Genomic DNA, 15,793 nt, shown 5'->3' on the forward strand with positions numbered 1-15,793 from the left:
CCATCCCGCGATGTTTACCGACTCCCACTGCCACCTGACCTTTCCCGAGTTCGCGGACCAGATGCCGCAGGTCCGCGCCGCCATGGCGGCCGCGCGGGTCGACCGGGCGCTTTGCATCTGCACGACCCTCGAAGAATTCGACGACGTCCAAGCCCTCGCGGCCGGTTACGACAACTTTTGGGCCTCCGTAGGCGTCCATCCGGACAGCGAAGATGTCCTTGAGCCCACTTTGGATGACCTGGTGCGTCGATCGGCACTCCCGAAAGTGATCGCCATCGGCGAGACGGGACTCGACTACTACCAGATGGAAGAGCGCAAGGGCGGCCGCAGCATCGCCGACCTCGAATGGCAACGCGACCGCTTTCGCGTGCACATCCGGGCTGCGCAGCAGACGCGCAAGCCGCTGGTAATCCACACCCGGGAAGCCTCGGCCGACACCCTGGCCATCCTGAAGGAGGAGGGCGAGGACGGAGGACCGGGGAGCGCAGGCGGGGTCTTCCATTGCTTCACCGAGACTGCCGAAGTGGCCCGGGCCGCGCTCGACCTGGGTTTCTACATTTCCTTCTCGGGCATCCTGACCTTCAAAAAGGCGCAGGACCTGCGGGATGTGGCGGCATTCGTGCCACTGGACCGGATGCTCATCGAGACCGACAGTCCGTATCTCGCCCCGGTGCCATACCGCGGAAAGACGAACAGTCCAGCGTACGTTCCCTTCGTCGCACAGCAGATCGCCGAACTGCGGAGTGTGCCGGTTGAAACGATCGGCAACGCGACGAGCGACAACTTCGACCGCCTCTTTGCGGTCGCAAAATCATGAAAAATTACTTTAAAAAACTTCTATATCTTATTGTTATCACAGGGACTTTTGCGGCTCATGCGGATTCGTTCGACGACTTCTTCAGGGCTGTCCGTGCGGACAACGCGAGCGGCGTCAAGAGCCTCCTGAATCGCGGTTTCGATCCCAACACCCGGGATGCGCAGGGCCAGACCGGTCTGCTGATCGCGTTGCGCGAACCGTCGCCGAAGGTGATCCAGGTCCTCATCGACTGGCCCAAGACCGACGTCGAGGCGCGCAATCCGAAGGACGAAAGCCCGTTGATGCTGGCCGCGATCAAGGGCCAGCAGGACGTCGTCACCAAGCTGATAGAGCGCGACGCCGACATCAACAAGCCCGGCTGGACGCCGCTGCATTACGCCGCGACCAACGGCCATGTGGCGATCATGAAGCAGTTGCTCGACAAGGACGCGTTCATCGACGCGCAGTCGCCCAACGGCACCACGCCGCTGATGATGGCCGCGATGTACGGCTCGGCGGCTGCGGTGAAGCTGCTGCTCGAAGAAGGCGCGGATCCGCTGATGAAGAACCAGCTCGGAATGACCGCCGCCGATTTCGCGCAGAAGGCCAATCGCACGGACGCGCTCCAGATGATCAACGAGGCCGGAGCCAAGGCCAAGAGACCCGCGGACGGCAAGTGGTGAGCGCAGGCGGTGTCGAGTGAAGCGCGCCGTTGCCCCGCCGATCCTTCTCGGACTGAATTCGAACACAATGTATATTATGTAAAATCAAGGACGCGAAGGCCGATCCGGCGTCGAGCCTTCGCCCGCTTTCTTTCCCTTCCAGAGATTCGAATGCCCACGGCTCCGCTACCGGTCATCCGCATCGCGGCCTTCGGTGCTCTGCACTACCCGGCCATGACGGTTCACCCCGCAAAGCGGGCGAACGGTTCAATACCTATTTGGGCTGCTCGTTGCCATAGGTCTTCACGAGGTAGTCCACGATCAGTGGCATGTCTTCTTCATTGATCGGGCCGTTGAAAACCTGCTTCATCCGCTTGACCATGGCCTCCCAATAAGGGCGTGGCGCGGTGGGCGGCTGGTAGAGCATGTACTCCGCCGAATGGCAGGTCATGCAGTTGGCTTGCGCCTTCTCGTAGCCGGGCAACGTGCTCGCCTTGAGCTGCACGCCGTCCGGCGGCAAGGTGATCGTTCTTTCGGCGGCGCCGGCACTCGCCGCCCCGATGCACAGGGCCAGCGCGGAAGCGATCGCGGTAATGAAGGCGCTGCATTTCATGTTGTCGCTCCCTACGCGGCAAGCACCTTGACTCGCTCGACCACGTTGCGCATGTAGCCCGCGGGCTGCCAGAGCGCTTCCATGGGCTGGCTCTGGCCGGAACGGTTCCAGGCCCTCACGCGCAGCACGTGGTTTCCCTTCCTGGGGGTGAAGCCGAAGGAGAACTCCCGGAACGAATAGCGCCCCATGTCGTTGCCGAGCCTGGCGCTGCGCCAGCTTTGTCCGTCATCGTCCGACCAGGCGACTTCGCGAATGCCCTGCCCTCCGTCGAATGCGACGCCGCGCACGACGAGCGTCTGGGCCGCCCGCACGTGCGCACCGTCGGCCAGCGAGGTGATGAACGAGCGCACGTTGAAGCGGCCGATCGGCCGGGTCACCGCCGGCACGGTGCCGGGCTCCACGCAGGCGCATTCGTTGTCGGGCACGCGGTAGGCCGTCTTCATCCAGAAGCCGTCGAAGACCGTGTCGATCACCTGGATCTCCGAGACGTGCTTGACCCAGTAGGTCCCGTAGTAGCCCGGCACGATGAGCTTGAGCGGGTAGCCGTTCAGCATGGGGATGTCGGCGCCGTTCATCTGCCACGCGAGCATCACCTCGCCATCCATCGCGTGACCGGCGTCGAGCGCCTTGACGAAGTCGCCGCCGCCGAAGAGCGCCATGTCCAGTCCCTTGAACGTCACCTGGCGGGCACTGCTCTTCGGTTCCGCACGTGCCAGGACGTCCTTGAGGGCTACGCCGACCCAGCGCGCGTTGCCCATCGCGCCGTTGCCCAATTGCCCCCCCGTGACCCGCGGCTCGAACAGTCCACGGCCGTTGCCGGAGCACTGGTTGACCGCCACATACTCGATCGGCTTGAACTGCGCACGCAGTTCGGCCACCGTCAGCTCGAAAGGCTTGCCGACCGCATTGCCGCCGATCCTGACCACGTGCCTGTCGCCATCGATCGAGGTGGGAATGCCGGCGTTGTGGTAGCGCACGAAGAAAGCGTCATTGGGCGTGAGCAGGCCTTCGTTGAAAACCTCGAACGGCGTTTCCAGTTGCGGCGGGCGCGAGGTCAGCACGATCAGCGGCCGCTTTTCGGGGTAGGCCGCGAGGTTGCGCTTGCCATTGACGAAGGGCATCTCGACGGTCGCGGCCTGCGCGAAGGCGGCCCGGCCGAGCGGGCCCAGCCCGAGGCCGGCGACGGCGCCCGTGCCGCCTGCAACGAGTCTGCGACGAAGCCGGTTGATCGGGTCAGTCATTGCCCGCTCCCTCAGGCGTGGGCGGTGACCGTCGCGTGCCGTGGGCGCAGCGTGGCCATCACCAGGTACACACCGCCGCCGACCGCCACGCCGATGAACCAGCCATAGATGTTCCACCAGGCCGGCAGCAGGTTCGTGAAGTTGGGCAGGAAGGTGGAGAACAGGCTGCCGATGCCGGTCGCGACCAGCGCGTTGACGTTCCATCCGCCTTCGTACCGGTACTCGCCATGCTCCTGGTAGAGGGCCGCGACGTTGATGTTGCTCTTGGCCACGATGTAGTAGTCCACCAGGATCACGCCCAGGAGCGGACCCATCGTGGCGCCGATCGCATTCACGAAATGGGCTGCGTTGCCCTCCCACGGCGCGAAGGGGTAGAGCACGAGCGCGATCAGTGCGGCGATCACCCCTCCCCGCTTGAAACTGATCACCTTCGGAAAGGTGTTCGAGATATCGAACGCAGCCGACACGAAGTTGGCCACCACGTTGATGCCCAGCGTGGCGACCGCGAAGGTGATCGCTGCGATCAGGGCAAGCACCCAGCTGTCGAACTTGGCCGAGATCTGCTCGGGATGCAGCAGCACTTCGCCGTAGACCTTGAAGGCCGCGATGGTCGTGACGCCGGCAACCAGCGAAAAGGCGATCAGGTTGATCGGCAGGCCCCACAGGTTGCCCGTGCGCACGGCATCCTTGTTCTTGGCAAAGCGCGAGAAGTCGCAGAAGTTCAGGTAGAGCGCCGCGAAGTACGTGATCCAGGTGGCGCCGACCGCCATCAACGCCCAGAAGGAGCCGGGCTCACCGGAAACGCCGGCATCCTTGGTCTTTTCGAGCAGCTGATCCATCGGAATCCCGTGCTCGAACGAGAAGCCGCCGGCCTTGACGCAGAGCCCGACCGCCAGGATCAGCATGGCGACCCAGACCGCCGGACCCGCCCAGTCCTGAAACCGGCGGACTGTCTCCATGCCTTTCTGGATGATCAGCAACTGCAGTCCCCAGACCACCACGTAGCAGATCACTTCGAGCCCTGTGTGCCCGAGGAAATGCACGTTCTTGTGGAAATCGAGCATCGCATCGTTGCGGATCAGCAGCGCGACCACCGCGCTTGCGGCCGCGGCTGTTTGCGCCCCGTACCAGAAGCAGGCCACCACGGCCCGCACCATGGCCGCCAGGTTGGCGCCCCAGACACCGAAAGAGGCGCGCGCCAGCACCGGGTACGGCACGCCGGTCTTCTCGCCGGCATAGCCGATCAGGTTCATCAGCGCAAAGATCACCAGCGAGCCGAGCCCGATGGCCAGCAGGAAATTGACGAAGCTGCCGCACAGCAGGAACAGGCTGGCGGCGAGGTAGTAGCCCCAGAGGCTGTGGACGTCCGAAGTCCAGACGTTGAAGATGCTGAAGGCACCCCATCGACGCTCCCGCGCCGGTGCCAGATCTTCGTTGTAGAGGCCTGGGGAAGGATTGCGGATCTCCATGGCTGTCTCCTCATGGCTATCACTCGGCGGACAGTAGCATGTCTGCACCATCTTGGGGAGCCCCTGCGCGCCTGTTCGGTCCTGTATGCTGCTTGCGCGCAGGTGGCACTTGCCGACCCGCATTCGATCTGAATCCATGTCCCTTCGAGCCCTCTCCCCTCTCGAAATCCGCGTGCTCGGCGTCCTCTCGGAGAAGCAGCGCACGGTCCCCGACAGCTATCCGCTCACGCTCAATTCGCTGGTCGCGGGCTGCAACCAGAAGACGAGCCGCAATCCCATCCTGGACGTTTCCGAGGCCGAAGCGCAGGCCACCCTCGACAGCCTCAAGTCACTCAGTCTGGTGACCGAGTCGAGCGGCGGGCGCGCTTACCGCTACGCGCACAACATCGACGGCGTGCTGAGGATTCCGTCCCAATCGATCGTCCTGCTCACCGTGTTGATGTTGCGGGGACCGCAGACGGCGGGTGAACTGCGCATCGCATCCGATCGCATGCACAACTTCGCGGACATTTCGTCAGTCGAGGCTTTTCTCGATGAACTGGCCGAGAGGCCCGCGGGCGGACTGGTCGTCAAGCTGCCTCGCCTGCCTGGAGCGAGAGAAAGTCGATGGGCTCATCTTCTCGGCGGTGCGCCGGCAGAAGATACGCCCTCCCCCTATCCCATCGCTGGCAGCGAGGACGTGTCGTTGGGTGAAGTGGCCGCTCTGAAGGCCAATGTGGCCCGGCTGGAGGCGGAACTCGACGGCATGAAGGCCCTGGTCGGCCGGATCTGCTCGGAGCTTGGGATCAGCGACGCTTCGTAGCTAGCGAACGTCGCGGTGCGCCAGCAGCACGTTGCCGCCAGTCGTATTGAAGGAGATGGTCGGCGCGCTGAAGTCGCTCAGGGGCGCCCCGAGGCCGATCTCGCCGCTGCCATGCAGCACGCATTCATCACGCCGCAGTGCAATCTCGCCGCTTGCGCCCGCCGTGCCGTGAAAGCGAACCCAGGTGCCATAGGTGCTGACATCCACGAGCACGCAGCTGCCGTGCCGCAATTCGATCCGCGCATGCAGACGTGAAACGCGCGGATCGTTGACGACGAACTGCGCCTCGTCGACCCGCCCGAGATGAATCGGCAGGTCCTCCACACGGAACAGCGTGCGAACGTCGAGCCACGCCAGCTCGATCTGGCCGAACGACGAGTCAGGACCGCGCGCCGACGGAACCAGAGAGGCCGGCATCGTGAGGAACTCGGACACCTCGTCCTGCCAGTCGATGCGATGGACGATCGGCATTTCGTTCTTGCCGCGGATGTTGATCGGCCCCAGGCTACGATGGCGCACCTCGCCCTCGTGCAACTGATCGATCACCGATTCCGTGGCCCAGATCTGGCCGGGACCTGCGAGGTCGCTGAGGCGGGATGCGAGATTCACGGCATCCCCGTAGCAATCGCCGTCGACCTCCACGACCTCCCCGCTCGCCACGCCGATCTGCAGTTCCATGCGCAGCGGAGTCGGCCAGGTCTGTAGCCGCTTCTGATGGTTGCGCTGCATCTCGAGCACCGCGCGCGTCGCCGTGACGCCATTTCCGAAGATCGCGAAGACACCATCGCCCAGCGACTTCACGACACGACCGCCGTGGGACTCGCAGACGCCCCCGATCCATTGCGTCAGCCGCGTCACCGTTTCGGTGGCGCGCGCATTTCCCATGGCCTCGAAGACCCTGGTACTCCCTGTCAGATCAGCGAAAACGACAGTCGAATTGACGCCCATGTTGTGCAGTTTTTGGTAGCCCTCGCCTTTGGATTATGGCAAAGCGGCATGAAAACACCCTCTCAATGCTTCAAATCGCGCCACTTCCGGGCGGACCCTGTTGCTTTTTCATTTAGTCACAAAGGCGGCGAACACTTTCGTTTTTAAAAGTAACACTTAGGTTTAAGTTCTTAGGCCAACACTTGAACTGATTCGTGAAGTATGTTGTTTTTAAACATGAAATGATGTTTCCACACTTGTGCGGCTTCGAGGCCGCGCTTAACGTAGGCACCCATCAAGGCTTCTGGCAACCCGCCTTCCTCGCAATGTTCTTCAGCAGGCTCCTCCGCTTTCTGTCCCTTCCCGGCTTCGGCTCGCGCCGTTCCGCGGATCGTCAGATGGGCCAGATCCGCACTGCGATGCTGTCGCTGTTGCAGGTTCACGGCGGCCATTCGGTTCAAAGGGTGGCGCAGCGTGTTCGCTTCGCCGGCGACCTGGAAGCGCTCTGGTATCTGCGCCAGGATGTGTTGACCGCACTGAGCGCGGTCGACGGCGAAGTCGCCGCTCGCCGCCAAATGCGACAGATCAATCGCCTCTTCAAGGGCGGCTTGCCGCACGCGATGGGGCCGCGCACCCATCAGCGAATCGCGGGTTGAGACGCATCCGACGAAACGCAAGAGGCCCACGGCCTCTTTTTTTTTGCCCTCGGCCCCTCAGTGCGCGTGCCGATGTCCCCAGACCATGAAAACGTCGCGACCGTCGGCTGCGACCTCGACCTTGGCGCCCACGGGCAGCAACACTTTTGTTGGTACATGGCCGAACGGCAGTCCCGTCAGAACCGGCGGCTTGATCAGTTCGCGCAGGCGCGCAGCCACCGTCTTCATGCTGAAGCCGCGATCGTGCGAGACCTTGCGAATGCCGGTGAAGTGCCCAAGGATGACCGCCTTCTGCCTGGCCAGTACGCCCGCCTGCCGTAGCTGGTCGAGCATGCGTTCCACGCGATACGGATGTTCGTTGACGTCCTCCAGGAACAGGACGCCCTTGTCGATCGACGGGAAGTACGGCGTCCCGAGCAGGCTGGTCAGCACGCAGAGATTCCCGCCCCAGAGCACCGCGCCATGGATGCCGCGCAACGGAGCCAGGCCGTCGACGTCGCGGGCGGGCATGCGCCAGCCGGTGCCCTCCCCTTGCCCGCCAAGTAGATCGTCGAAGCACGCTTCCATGATGTCGTCCGCCCCGCCTTCGGCGCCGAAGTCTTCGCCGACTGCGGGCCCCGCCCACGTCACGCTGCCGGTCTTGGCGAGCAGCGCGTTCTGAAATGCGGTGAAGTCGCTGAGCCCGACGAACTCGGTGCCATCATGGATCGCCTTAGCCACTGCCTTGTAGGGAATGGCATCGAGGATGCGCGTGAGCCCGTAGCCGCCGCGCGAGATGAGCGCCACGTCGGCCCCGCTCGCCGCCGCCCGCGAGATGGCGGCGACACGCGTGGCATCGTCGCCTGCGAATCGCTGGTGGGTGGCCAGTGCGGCCTCGTCGATCTCGACCTCATGGCCGAGTGCCCGAAGCCTTTTGACGCCGCGCTTGAACGCCGCCTTGTCGCGCACTGCGCTCGACGGCGAATAGATGTAGATGTGCTTTTTCACGGGGCGAAGTATCCCATTGCATTCTTGATGATCTGTTCCGCCTGCGCGGTGTCGGGGCCGGACACGTGCTTGGGCGTGCGGCCCAGGGCGCGCAGTGCGGCTTCGTGACCGCGATCGGGAAAGGGTGCTCGCCACGCATCGGCGACGTTTTCGCCCGCGTCGGGTGCGACCATCACATGCAGGAAGCGCGCGGGTTCCGCCGAGGCCAGCAACGATGCCAAGTGGGCGCCGCCGGCGCTGTGGACCAGCACCACGGGCCCGGGACGGATTTGCTCGAGCCACCCCAGCAAGACGTCGCGATGCCAATCCAGTTGGTGGACGGCCTCGCGCTTGGGCTTGTCGCTCTTGCCCAGGCCGATGAGGTCCGGCGCCAACACCCGCACGCCATTCGAGCGCGCGAGATGGCGGAAGAAATAGCTCCACTCGCCGGGTCCGTGGATGCAGAGCAGCACCCGGTCCGAATGCCTCGGACCTTCGTCGAGGTAGTGCATCCGCCATCCGCGCAGCGCCGGCAGGTCGCTCACGTAGTTCGCTTCGAAGGCATAGTCGGCCAGCGAGCCGAAGCGTTCGAGCGGCGTGCGTAATGCGTCGTCTCGCAGCGGTTCGGCGGCCATGCGAGCCTCGCTGCGGCGATCCTGAAAGAACCCCTGGAGAAGCGCCTGGCATTCCGACGCGAGCACGCCGCCCTGCACCGACGTGTGGTGATTGAGTTGCGGCGGAGCGAACAGATCGACCACCGATCCGGCCGCGCCGGTCCTGGGGTCCGCCGCGCCGAACACCACACGCTTCAGCCGCGCGTGAAGCATCGCGCCGGCGCACATCGGACAGGGTTCCAGCGTGACGAAGAGCTCGCAGCCGTCCAGCCGGTAGTTGCCGAGCGCCGCGCCGGCGGCACGAAGCGCGTTGACTTCCGCGTGCGCGCTCGGATCGTGTTGCGTCACCGGCGAATTGCGCCCGACCGCAACCACCCCGCCATCCTTCACCACCACTGCGCCGATCGGTACTTCGCCGGCATCGGCCGCGCGGCTGGCTTCGGCCAGCGCGAGCCGCATCCAGTGCGCGTCAGTCGTCATCCGGCATCGGACGCCTTTGCTGCGCGGCGTCGAGCGATTGCTTGATCTGTTCCTGGATCTGCCGGCTCTGCGTCCGGGCGTCGCCTGCCGGGGCTGGGTGGGTCGCCTGTGCACCGGGCGGCAGCGCCGGCGCGACAGCCGGACTCATTTGCTTCTTGGCCAAGACCCCGACCAAGAGCAGCGCGAGCACGAGTCCAATCAGTCCTATGGCGCGCATCTCAGCTTTCTCCGATCTGCGCCGAATCGGCGACCTGCATGCCCAGGCGTTCCATCCATCCGGCCAGCGCACGTTCGTCCGGCGAGCCCTCGCAATAGCGTGCATGCATCGCGAGATGCGACTCCTTGCGATGCTGGTTCAGCTTGATCTTGCATTGCAGCGCGGTCACGCGCAGCTCGAAGCCAACGATCCCGCCCAGCATCTTGTGCTGGAACTCCCCGCCGAGATCGCGCCACTGCTGCGCATAGGCGGGTTCATGCTGCGCGATGAGCCGCTTGAGCAGCGCATCCTTGTCGTCCGGTGTTTCGATCAGGCGGGCCTCGACAGTGCAGTGCACTGCGAGGTAATTCCAGGTCGGCACGCGGGCCAAGTCGGGATAGACCGATGGCGACAGGTAGGCGTGTGGTCCGAGAAAGGACGCGACCGCCTTCGGCCGTGCCTGCAGATAGCGCCAATGCGGATTGGGCTTGGCACAGTGGCCGAGCAGCGACCAGCCGCCCTCCCCTCGATCGTCCAGCACCAGCGGAAGGTGGGTGATGAAAGGCACGCCCTCGTCATCCGTCGAGACAAGGCTGGCAAAGGGATGCGAGCGCATCAATTCCATCGCGACCTCGCGGTCGGTGGAATTGAACTGGGGAGGCATGTACATGGGCGAATCCTGTCTCAGGAATCGCCCGATTGTGCGCGACCGCGCTAGCGTGCGCCGGCGGACTTCAGCTTTTCGACCATGGCCTCGTAGCCACGTGCCTTGGCGAGTTGCAGGGGTGTGTTGCCCTGACGGTCGGCGAGTTGCGTGTTGGCACCGGCATCGACGAGCGCGACCAGCGTGCGCTGGTGGCGCGGCCCGCCGTCGCCGAGCACGATGGACTCGATCAGTGCCGTCCAATGCAGGTTGTTGACATGATCGAGCGGCGCGCCGGCGCGGATCAGGATGCGCACCACCTCGTCGTGGCCGAGGTGGGCCGCGGCGATGAGCGCGGTGCCGTCGTAGCGGCTGGTGGTCTGCCCGGCTTTCGCACCGAGCGAGAGCAGCAGCGACAAGGTCTGCGGGTCGTCGGCGACCGCGGCAATCGTGACGGCATCGTAGCGGTCGTTCTCGAGGACATCGAGCTTCGCACCCGCCTTGGCGAGCAGCGTGATCGTGTCACGTTGCCGCGCATAGGTCGCGACCTGCAGCGGCGTGCGGCCCTGCGCATCGCGGGCATCGACGTCGGCTCCGGCCGCGATCAGGGCCTTGACCTTGGCCGCATCGCCACGCCATGCCGCCTGATGCAGGCCCGCGTAGGCCTGGGCCTCCGCGGCGGAAGGTGGCACCTGCGCGTTCGACAGCGTCGGCGCCATTGCGGCGAGTGCGCCGAAGACGACGACGCACCCGCACCGAAGCAGCATGCCGCTCACGTCGCTCAGCCCAGTTGCGCCTTGACCTTCTCGAGCGCGGCGTTCGCACATTGCTCGTCCAGGTGACCGCCCGGCGCGCCGCCGACGCCCACGGCGCCGATCACTTCATTGCCCGACTTGATCGGAACGCCGCCGCCCAGCAGCAGGAAGCCGGGGATGTTCACCAGGTTGGCCGCACCGGGATTCTTCTGCGCGTTTTCCATCATCGCCGAGGTCGGTGCCTTGGCAGAAGCCGAAGTCCAGGCCTTGCGCTCGCTCGCACCCAGCGTATGCGCACCTGCGTTGTCGGCGCGCTGGACGGCGCGCACGACGCCGGAGCGATCGACCACGGTCGCGCTCACCGAATAGCCGTTGGCAGCGCAGGCCGCCACGGTCTCGGCAGCGATCTGGTTCGCGAGGGCGAGCGACATGTTCTTTTCGGTGCGTACGGCGGGGGCCGGGCTCTCTGCCTGCGCGGTGACCGCGGCAGCTGCGAGAACGGCGGCAAGAGCGCCGAGGCGAAGGGACGAATGCATGAGGATCTCCGAAGGTTGTGGTTGCTTGGGGCCAGCGCTTCGCCAGCCGCAGGGCAACTTTAGGAGTCCCGCCTCCGCAAAGGTATTCGTACGGCTACGCGCGGCGCTCCGTAGAACTACGGAGCGCCCGTGTCAGCCGTCCCCGTCCACGAGCGCCGCATAGCGCCGGATCAGTCGCGCCAGAGAATCGCATTCGAGCTTGGCGAAGAGATTGGCGCGATGGGTCTCGACCGTCCGCGGCGATAGCGCGAGCGTCCGTGCGATCTCCTTGTTCGTGAGGCCGGTGACGATGAAACCCAGCACTTCGCGTTCGCGCTCCGACAACTGCGCATAGCGGTCCCGCGCCGCCTGATCGGCCTGGGTGCGCTCGCGTGACCGCACGTGCTGGCGCACCGCCTGCTGCACCACTTCGAGCAACTGCTCGTCGTCCACCGGCTTTTCCAGGAACTCCGCCGCGCCCGACTTGAACGCTCGCCGGCACATCTCCACCGTGCCGTGGCCGGTGAGCATGATCACCGGCTGGTCGACACCTTGCGTGATCAGCGTGTCCAACACGGTGAGCCCGCTGATGCCCGGCATGCGGACATCGAGCACGATCGCACCGATGCTGTTGCGGTCGAAGCCTTCCATGAAGGCTAGCGGGTCGGACCAGCTCTGTGCACGAAGCCCGACGGTGCCGATCAGCAGCGCGAGGCTCTCGCGCACCGCGCGGTCGTCGTCGATCAGATGGATCAGGGGGGATTGCGGCTCGTTCATGCGCTCGGCTTCCCGGTGTCCGCAGCCGCCAGCGGCAGTCGCAGGATGAATCGCGCGCCACGCGGCGCTGCCTGTTCGGCGCTCAGCGTGCCGCCCATGCCGACCGCCAATGTCTCGCACAGGCTGAGGCCGAGGCCCAGACCGCCTTCGCGCGTGCTGAAGAAGGGTTCGAAGATGCGCGGCAAGGCATCGGGCGGGATGCCGCGCCCGCTGTCGGTCACGGTCAGCACGCCCTGGGTGCCCTGATGGCCGATCGCCAGATGCAGGCGGCGCTCGCCGGCCGGCACGTCTTCGAGTGCCTGCAATGCATTCATCAGCAGGTTGTGCACGATCTGTTCGAGCGCGACCGGCTCCGCCAGCACCACGACGGGTGCCTGCACCGTGTCCTCGAAGGCCGGGGTGACGGCGCGGCGCGCGAACTCGGGCGCGAGCAGATGGAGCGCACCGCGCACCACGTCCTGGACGACCACGGGCTGGGTGCTTCCCGACCGGTCCGGCCGCTCGATCACCCGCCGCAGCCGCCCCACCACATCCGCCGCGCGGCGCGCCTGTTCGCTCGCCTGCTTCATCGCATCCCGCGCGATGGCGAGTTCCGGCGGATCGTCGTCCAACAGCCGCCGCGCGGCCTGCGTATTGGCGAGCACCGCCGTCAAGGGCTGGTTCAACTCATGCGCCATGCCGGCCGCGAGTTCGCCCAGCGCGTTGAGGCGCGCGACCTGCCCGAGGCGCAGCAGATCCTCCGCGCGGCGCCGCTCGATGCGCTGTCGCCGCAGGGCCTGCGCGCCGCCGAGCACCACCGCTACCGCGAGCGCCCACCCGGCCATCGTGCCCCAGGGCAATTCGCGCCACGAGACATGGCGGTCCGCGATCAGTTCGAAACCCTGGCTGTCCGAGGCGAGCGTCTTGCGAAAGTCGAAGCGCCATCCACCGGATGCGGCTGTGTCCCCCGGCTGAACGACGAAGTGCTGCCCGTCCTTGTCGAGCACCACGCGCACGGGACTGGTCTTCGGGTCCATCGGCCAGTCGCGCCAGGGCACCGTGGCCGCGAGGTCGACGTCGACGAGGTAGCTGAGGGGCGCTGCGCCGATCATCAGCCTGTAGCGCCCGCCTGCGAAATCGTCGGCCACGTACTCCGCCCTGCGCAATTCACGCGAGCGGGCTTCCGCCGCCGCCAACGCGGGGTCCGCCCACGGGGTGCCGGCTTCGTGCCGCTGAACCGCGAGGATCGACGGATACACCGACGACAGCCGCCGTTCGGGCGCGCCCGCGGGTGCGGGCTCCAGCAGCGCGAGTGTCGCGAGCACCGCGTCGTACTGCACCACCTGCTGACTCATCAGCCGGTGCGCAATGCGGCCATTGACCTCGAAGTCCTCCTGCAACTGCCGGATCTCGCCGCGCGCGATCCAGGCCGCACCGACGCCACTGACCAGCAGCCAAGCGAGCCACCAGCCCCCGTGTGTGCGCAACCATTGCCTCATGGCGCGGATTGTGCCCGGCGCGCTTCCGCGAAAATCCCGCACGATGACAGTTTGGAGATTTGCCCTTGCGGCGCTGGCCGTGGTTCTCGCCGCCGGTTGTTCCACCGACGCGAGGCAGCAGGCGATGGCCGATGCGCGCATCGAATCACCCAAAGGCCGGATGACGGTGGAGGAAAAGGTCGGCCAGCCCAGCCCCTATTCGCCGATGTTCATCGGCCAGGTGCTGAAGCCCACGGTTGAGGGCGGTGTCTTCGACCTGTGGCTCGGCCCTTCGGCGACGCAGGGCCTGAAGACGAGCTTCGTGCTTGCAGAACCCGAGTGAGGCGGCGCATGCAGAACTCGCTGTTCGACGATTTCGAGGGTGCGGACGAACCCGTTGCAGCGCGCGAGCCTGAGCCCGCGCCCGCGCAGAAGAAGCGCGCCCCGGCGCGCACGACCAAGGTGCTGCCGGCGCCGCCCGATCCCGTCCTGCAGGCGCTTGCACGCGAGCTGCCGTCCAACCTCCGGCTCGGCACCTCGTCATGGCACTTCCCCGGCTGGGCCTGCATGGTCTGGGAGGGCGAATACGAACAGTCGGTGCTGTCGAAGCACGGGCTCGCGGCCTATGCGCAGCATCCGCTGTTCCGCTCCGTGAGCATCGACCGCAGCTTCTACAAGCCGCTCACCGCGACCCAATTCGCGGTCTACGCGGCGCAGGTGCCGGAGGACTTCCGCTTCACCGTGAAGGCGCCGAGCCTCGTCGCGGACGCGATGGTGCGCGGCGAGGACGGGCGCGGCATGCAGGCCAACCCGGCCTTCCTCGATCCGGCGCTGGCTGCCATGGAATTCGTGCAGCCGGCGCTGGACGGGCTGGGTCACAAGGTGGGCGCGCTCGTTTTCCAGCTCAGCCCCCTGCCCGGCCCGATGCTCGCCCGCATGCCGGAGATTCTGGGGCGGCTCGGCACCATGCTGCGTGCACTGCCTGCGCTGCGGCCGGTCGCGCCCGACGGCGTGATCGCAGTGGAAGTGCGCAACCCGGAGTTCCTCACGCCCGCCTTTTGCGACGTGCTGCGCGACGCGGGCGCGACCTACTGCCTGGGCCTTCATCCCAAGCTGCCGCCGATCGAGGCGCAGCTTCCGCTCCTGCGCGCGCTCTGGCCCGGTCCGCTGGTGTGTCGCTGGAACCTCAATCGGCTGCACGGCGCCTACGGCTACGAGGACGCGAAGGCGCTCTACGAGCCTTTCGACAAGCTGGTCGACGTCGACCCCGCGACCCGGGCAACGCTCGCGCGCGTGATCGTCGGCGCCACCGGCGCGGGCCAGCGCGCCTACGTCACCATCAGCAACAAGGCCGAGGGCTCTGCGCCCCAAACGGTGCAGGCCTTGGCCGAGGAGATCCACCGGCAGCTCGCGGCGAAGCGCTGAGAACGCGCGCCGGTGAGCGCGTCAATCCACCAGATCCGGATCGCTCGCGATGATCTCGTCCCACAAGGTCTGGAAAGACAACCAGCCGAAGGTCGGCGAACCCAGCACCGATGCAAGCCAGCGCGCGTCCTCCTCGCGCCAATGCGTCGGCTTGCCGGCGGCTTCGGCCATGAGCTGGGCTTCGCAACAGCGCTCCATCAGCACGAACCACCACGCCGCTTCGTCGATGCTCTGGCCCGTCGTGAAGATGCCGTGGCCGGCGTGGATCGCGACGCGGCTCTCGCCGAAACCGGCTGCGAACCGGCTTGCCGCCTCGGGATCGCGCACCACGCGCGGCTCGCGGATCAGCGCCTGGTTCCCGAAGAAGATGCACGCGTCCTGCGTGATGGGGTCCAGCAGCCGTTCGAAGGACGACCAGGTCGACGCATGAAGCGCGTGCGCGTGGCAGACCGCGTTCACTTCCGGGCGTGCGCGGTGGACCGCCGTGTGAAGCAGCAGTCCGACCGGGTTGACCATGCCGCTGCCGCACACGACCTTGCCTTCGGGATCGACCTGCACCAGATGCGACACCTTCACCTGATGCATCGCGACTCCGACCGGGTTGACCCAGAAGTGGTCGGGCAGCTCGGGGTCGCGAACCGTCACATGGCCCAGGAGGCCTTCCGAGAAGCCACGCCGCCCGAAGATCCTGCAGGCGGCGGCGAGGCGCTGCAGGGAATGCGTTCGCTCGGCCTCCTTGGTGTCGAAGCGCGGCGGGGTTCGGGTCACGAAGTTCTGCACGCCGATCTGCACGATGGCC

The 15,793-nt window shown here is 66.0% G+C and carries 19 protein-coding genes; 6 read left to right on the plus strand and 13 right to left on the minus strand.

Annotated features, from left to right (window positions below; translation table 11 throughout):
• The first annotated feature begins 10 nt into the window (after positions 1–10).
• On the plus strand, positions 11–817 hold the full coding sequence (locus WKW77_RS01075) for a TatD family hydrolase (protein ID WP_340354977.1): 807 nt from the start codon (positions 11–13) through the stop codon (positions 815–817).
• Complete coding sequence (locus tag WKW77_RS01080; RefSeq protein ID WP_340354978.1) at positions 814–1,479, plus strand: ankyrin repeat domain-containing protein; 666 nt, start codon at positions 814–816, stop codon at positions 1,477–1,479. Before WKW77_RS01075 ends, WKW77_RS01080 begins: the two co-directional genes overlap by 4 nt.
• 253 nt (positions 1,480–1,732) lie before the next feature.
• Here the strand turns inward: WKW77_RS01080 and sorB are convergent, their stop codons facing one another.
• The 3 genes from sorB to WKW77_RS01095 are packed head-to-tail and all read right to left on the minus strand — an operon-like array spanning position 1,733 to position 4,781.
• On the minus strand, positions 1,733–2,071 hold the full coding sequence (gene sorB / locus WKW77_RS01085) for a SorB family sulfite dehydrogenase c-type cytochrome subunit (RefSeq protein ID WP_340354979.1): 339 nt from the start codon (positions 2,069–2,071) through the stop codon (positions 1,733–1,735).
• 11 nt (positions 2,072–2,082) lie between these two features.
• Positions 2,083–3,312 carry a SorA family sulfite dehydrogenase catalytic subunit gene (sorA, locus tag WKW77_RS01090; protein WP_340354980.1) on the minus strand — a complete coding sequence of 410 codons (1,230 nt, stop codon included), beginning with the start codon at positions 3,310–3,312 and terminating at the stop codon, positions 2,083–2,085.
• An 11-nt stretch (positions 3,313–3,323) separates the two neighbouring features.
• Positions 3,324–4,781 (minus strand): NCS1 family nucleobase:cation symporter-1, encoded by a 1,458-nt coding sequence (locus WKW77_RS01095; protein WP_340354981.1) that lies wholly within the window; start codon positions 4,779–4,781, stop codon positions 3,324–3,326.
• A gap of 136 nt (positions 4,782–4,917) precedes the next feature.
• Here WKW77_RS01095 and WKW77_RS01100 point away from each other — a divergent pair, with 136 nt between their 5' ends.
• Positions 4,918–5,583 carry a YceH family protein gene (locus WKW77_RS01100; RefSeq protein WP_340354982.1) on the plus strand — a complete coding sequence of 222 codons (666 nt, stop codon included), beginning with the start codon at positions 4,918–4,920 and terminating at the stop codon, positions 5,581–5,583.
• Here WKW77_RS01100 and WKW77_RS01105 read toward each other — a convergent pair whose 3' ends face one another.
• Entirely contained in the window at positions 5,584–6,531 is a 948-nt protein-coding gene (locus WKW77_RS01105) for an adenylate/guanylate cyclase domain-containing protein (RefSeq protein WP_340354983.1), read from the minus strand.
• A gap of 194 nt (positions 6,532–6,725) precedes the next feature.
• Here WKW77_RS01105 and WKW77_RS01110 point away from each other — a divergent pair, with 194 nt between their 5' ends.
• Positions 6,726–7,166, plus strand: a complete 441-nt coding sequence (locus WKW77_RS01110; RefSeq protein ID WP_340354984.1) for a hypothetical protein — start codon at positions 6,726–6,728, stop codon at positions 7,164–7,166.
• 57 nt (positions 7,167–7,223) lie between these two features.
• Here WKW77_RS01110 and WKW77_RS01115 read toward each other — a convergent pair whose 3' ends face one another.
• The 8 genes from WKW77_RS01115 to WKW77_RS01150 all read right to left on the minus strand — a co-directional run bounded on the left by WKW77_RS01115 (position 7,224) and on the right by WKW77_RS01150 (position 13,590).
• Complete coding sequence (locus WKW77_RS01115) at positions 7,224–8,153, minus strand: LD-carboxypeptidase (protein ID WP_340354985.1); 930 nt, start codon at positions 8,151–8,153, stop codon at positions 7,224–7,226.
• Positions 8,150–9,226 carry a tRNA adenosine(34) deaminase TadA gene (gene tadA / locus WKW77_RS01120; protein WP_340354986.1) on the minus strand — a complete coding sequence of 359 codons (1,077 nt, stop codon included), beginning with the start codon at positions 9,224–9,226 and terminating at the stop codon, positions 8,150–8,152. Before tadA ends, WKW77_RS01115 begins: the two co-directional genes overlap by 4 nt.
• Complete coding sequence (locus WKW77_RS01125) at positions 9,216–9,443, minus strand: hypothetical protein (protein ID WP_340354987.1); 228 nt, start codon at positions 9,441–9,443, stop codon at positions 9,216–9,218. The genes tadA and WKW77_RS01125 overlap by 11 nt, the downstream gene beginning before the upstream one ends.
• 1 nt (position 9,444) lies before the next feature.
• Complete coding sequence (locus WKW77_RS01130) at positions 9,445–10,092, minus strand: FMN-binding negative transcriptional regulator (protein ID WP_340354988.1); 648 nt, start codon at positions 10,090–10,092, stop codon at positions 9,445–9,447.
• Between the two features lie 44 nt (positions 10,093–10,136).
• A complete protein-coding gene (locus WKW77_RS01135) occupies positions 10,137–10,784 on the minus strand; it encodes an ankyrin repeat domain-containing protein (protein WP_340355578.1) in 648 nt (215 codons plus the stop codon).
• Positions 10,785–10,846: 62 nt separating this feature from the next.
• Positions 10,847–11,356 carry a GlcG/HbpS family heme-binding protein gene (locus tag WKW77_RS01140; RefSeq protein ID WP_340354989.1) on the minus strand — a complete coding sequence of 170 codons (510 nt, stop codon included), beginning with the start codon at positions 11,354–11,356 and terminating at the stop codon, positions 10,847–10,849.
• A gap of 132 nt (positions 11,357–11,488) precedes the next feature.
• Complete coding sequence (locus tag WKW77_RS01145; protein ID WP_340354990.1) at positions 11,489–12,112, minus strand: response regulator transcription factor; 624 nt, start codon at positions 12,110–12,112, stop codon at positions 11,489–11,491.
• Positions 12,109–13,590 (minus strand): sensor histidine kinase, encoded by a 1,482-nt coding sequence (locus WKW77_RS01150; RefSeq protein ID WP_340354991.1) that lies wholly within the window; start codon positions 13,588–13,590, stop codon positions 12,109–12,111. The genes WKW77_RS01145 and WKW77_RS01150 overlap by 4 nt, the downstream gene beginning before the upstream one ends.
• Before the next feature lie 43 nt (positions 13,591–13,633).
• Between WKW77_RS01150 and WKW77_RS01155 the strand changes: the two genes are divergently transcribed.
• Complete coding sequence (locus tag WKW77_RS01155) at positions 13,634–13,912, plus strand: hypothetical protein (RefSeq protein WP_340354992.1); 279 nt, start codon at positions 13,634–13,636, stop codon at positions 13,910–13,912.
• Positions 13,913–13,920: 8 nt separating this feature from the next.
• A complete protein-coding gene (locus WKW77_RS01160) occupies positions 13,921–14,994 on the plus strand; it encodes a DUF72 domain-containing protein (protein ID WP_340354993.1) in 1,074 nt (357 codons plus the stop codon).
• Positions 14,995–15,015: 21 nt separating this feature from the next.
• On the opposite strand, the gene WKW77_RS01165 is transcribed toward WKW77_RS01160, so the two are convergent.
• The gene (locus WKW77_RS01165; protein WP_340354994.1) at positions 15,016–15,786 is read right to left on the minus strand and encodes a class II aldolase/adducin family protein; all 771 of its coding nucleotides are present in this window, start codon (positions 15,784–15,786) and stop codon (positions 15,016–15,018) included.
• Positions 15,787–15,793: the final 7 nt, after the last annotated feature.

The organism is Variovorax ureilyticus (assembly GCF_037889935.1).
Taxonomy (GTDB): Bacteria; Pseudomonadota; Gammaproteobacteria; order Burkholderiales; family Burkholderiaceae_C; genus Variovorax; species Variovorax ureilyticus.